The organism is Caballeronia sp. (assembly GCF_049581465.1).
Taxonomy (GTDB): domain Bacteria; phylum Pseudomonadota; class Gammaproteobacteria; order Burkholderiales; family Burkholderiaceae; genus Caballeronia.
The window spans coordinates 1-3,164 of record NZ_JBAUSA010001005.1; the positions used below are offsets into that span (position 1 = coordinate 1).

Annotated in this window: 4 protein-coding genes; all 4 read left to right on the forward strand. The window is 65.5% G+C overall.

Features of this window, described 5'->3' with window-relative positions; all coding sequences use genetic code 11:
* A partial coding sequence (locus WCA53_RS24615) for a DUF3348 family protein (protein ID WP_423916596.1) occupies positions 1–141 on the forward strand: 141 nt, incomplete at its 5' end.
* A 10-nt stretch (positions 142–151) separates the two neighbouring features.
* A complete protein-coding gene (locus WCA53_RS24620) occupies positions 152–2,248 on the forward strand; it encodes a DUF802 domain-containing protein (protein ID WP_423916589.1) in 2,097 nt (698 codons plus the stop codon).
* Positions 2,245–2,898: an OmpA family protein gene (locus WCA53_RS24625; RefSeq protein ID WP_423916591.1), complete on the forward strand. Its 654-nt coding sequence runs from the start codon at positions 2,245–2,247 to the stop codon at positions 2,896–2,898. The genes WCA53_RS24620 and WCA53_RS24625 overlap by 4 nt, the downstream gene beginning before the upstream one ends.
* A gap of 4 nt (positions 2,899–2,902) precedes the next feature.
* On the forward strand, positions 2,903–3,164 hold a 262-nt coding region (locus WCA53_RS24630), incomplete at its 3' end, for a DUF2894 domain-containing protein (RefSeq protein WP_423916594.1).

Genomic DNA, 3,164 nt, shown 5'->3' on the forward strand with positions numbered 1-3,164 from the left:
GCATTGGGGGATACCCCAGCGCTCGCGCCGGGCGCATGGCTGGACGTGTTCCGCAAGGATGCGCAGAGCGTGTTGCTCGCCGAGCTGGATCTTCGTTTTCAACCGGTCGAAGGGTTGCTCGCGGCCCTTCGCACCCGCTAACTGGGACGCTATGTCCAGAAATCTGACTAATCTTGTTGTTTTCCTCGTAGGTCTGGCTGCTGTGTGCTGGATCAGCGTCGGCTACGTCGGCTCGAACCCCCTGGCGCTGGCCGTCACGATGTTGATCGGCGCCTGCTATCTGGCGGGCGCGCTTGAGTTGCATCGCTACGGTGAGGCCACGTCCACCCTGACGCGTGCCGTCACGGACCTGTCCGAGCCACCGCCCAGCCTGGGCGCCTGGCTCGACAAGTTGCATCCCGCCCTGCGCAATGCGGCGCGCCTTCGCATCGAGGGTGAGCGCGTGGCCTTGGCCGGCCCGGCGCTGACGCCCTATCTGGTCGGCTTGCTCGTCTTGCTGGGCATGCTGGGCACGCTCCTGGGCATGGTGGCGACCCTGCGGGGCACGGGGATGGCGCTGGAAAGCTCCACCGACCTGGAGGCTATCCGCGCTTCGCTGGCCGCACCGGTCAAGGGGCTGGGATTTGCGTTCGGCACCTCGATTGCGGGCGTGGCCACATCCGCCATGCTGGGGCTGCTTTCAGCGTTGTGCCGGCGCGAGCGGATCACGGCAGCGCAGATGCTCGACGTAAAGATCGCGACGACATTGCGCATTTACTCGCAGGCTCATCGGCGCGACGAAACCTTCAGGCTCCTGCAGCGGCAGGCCGAGGTGATGCCCACTCTGGTCGATCGGCTGCAGACGATGATGGCGACCATAGAACAACAGAGCGTGGCCTTGAACGAGCGGCAGATCGCCAGCCAGGACGCCTTCCACGGCAAGGTCGAAGCGACATACACCCGCCTCGCTGCTTCGGTGGAGCAGTCGTTGAAGGAGAGCGTGGCCGAGAGCGCCCGCGCCGCCGGCGCGTCGCTGCAGCCGGTCATGGAAGCCACAATGGCAGGTCTCGCACGCGAAACAGGCTTCTTGCACGATACCGTCACGCACGCCGTGCAGCGCCAGCTGGACGGGCTCTCGACCGGTTTCGAGACGACGGCCACTACCGTGGCGGACATCTGGGACAAAGCACTGGCGGAACATCGGCAATCGAGCGAGGCGCTGGCCGAGCATCTGCACACATCGGTCAATCGATTCACCGACACCTTCGAGCAACGCTCGGCCGGCCTGCTGGAAGGCGTCTCCGCGCGCCTGGATGCCACGGCGGGCAGCGTGTCGCAAGCGTGGAACGAGGCGCTATCGCGGCAAACAAGCGCCAGCGAGCAGTTGGCGAGTCACAATCAGCAGGCCTTGGCGGTGGCCGCAGCGACCTTCGAGCAACACTCGGCGTCGCTGCTGCGCACCGTGGACCAGTCGCATGCGAGCTTGCAGGCGGAATTGGCATCGCGGGACCAGCAGCGGCTGGCGGCCTGGACCGACACCCTCGGTTCGATAGCCACTACGCTGAGCCGCGAATGGGAGCAGTCGGGCACGCGCACCGCGAGCCGGCAGCAAGAGATCTGCGACATGCTGGAGCAGACCGCGCGCGACATCTCGGGCGAGACGCAGGCTCACGCGAGCAACACGATCGCCGAAATCTCCCGGCTCGTGCAGGCCGCGTCGGAAGCCCCGAGGGCCGCGGCCGAAGTCGTCGCCGAACTGCGCCAGAAGCTCTCCGACAGCATGGTCCGCGACACCGCCATGCTAGAGGAACGCAGTCGTCTGCTGGCAACGCTTGAAACCCTGCTCGACGCCGTGAACCACGCCTCTACCGAACAGCGTTCGGCCGTCGACGCGCTGGTCACAACGTCGGCGGGTCTGCTGGATCGTGTCGGGACCCAGTTCGCCGACAAGGTCGAGGCCGAGACCGGAAAGCTGGGTGCCGTTGCCGCACAGGTCACCGGCAGCGCCGTCGAGGTGGCGAGCCTGGGTGAAGCATTCGGGGTGGGCGTGCAGTTGTTCGGCGAGTCGAACGACAAGCTGGTAAGCCACCTGCAACGTATCGAAGCCGCGCTGGACAAGTCGCTTGCGCGCAGTGACGAACAGCTTGCCTATTACGTGGCGCAGGCGAGAGAGGTCATCGACCTGAGCATGATGTCGCAGAAGCAGATCGTCGAAGAGTTGCAACGGCTTGCCGGTCAGCGTGCGTCCGCCGGAGCCGAAGCGGCATGAGCGAGGAAATCGACGGCGGCGCAGAGCTGGCGGCTCCTATATGGCCGGTATTCGCCGACCTGATGTCGGTGCTGCTGGGCGCCTTCATGCTGATCCTGGTGGGCGTCATCGGCGTGCAACTGGAACTCTCGACCCAGCTTGCGAAAGAGGTCAAGCAGCGGCAGATGGAAACGCAGCGCCGCAAGACCCTGGAGCAGGCGCTGGCGGGGCCGCTGGCTGCGGGCCGGGTGACGCTGGTCAACGGGCGCATTGGCATCAACGGCAGCGTGTTGTTCGCGCTGAACTCCGATCAATTGCAACCCGAAGGCCGGGAAATATTGAAGAGCCTGGCCGGGCCGCTGTCCGCCTATCTCCAGGCCGATGACCAGATCCTGATGGTTAGCGGCTTTACCGATGACCGGCAGGTGCGGGAGCCTAACCGGCGCTTTGCCGACAACTGGGAGCTGTCGGCCCAGCGTGCGTTGACGGTCACGCGTGCGTTGATCGATGAAGGCGTCCCCTCCTCCTCGGTATTTGCGGCCGCGTTCGGCTCCGAGCAGCCAGTGAGCTCGAATGCCGACAACCAGGGACGGGCCAGGAACCGGCGAGTGGAAATAGCGCCTGTTCCAAGACCGTCGAGCGCAACGGCAACGGTTACGCCCCGTGAGTAGTGACGTGAGTGGTGTGACAAGCGGCGTCCGGTCGATCCTCGATGCATGGCGCGAGCGTGGCGCCGATCACATGGATCCCGTCCGCTTTCGAATTATCGAAGCGCTGGATCGGCGGGCGGCAGGCCATAGCGGCGCGGCGCGACGTATCCTGGACGAAAGGCTGTCCAAACTGCTTGAGACCTATGCCGGCGATCTTGAGAACGCCGCATCCAGGACCGCAGACGCCAACAGCGCGGCGTCGCCAGGCGAGCCCGCTCGCGGAGCGC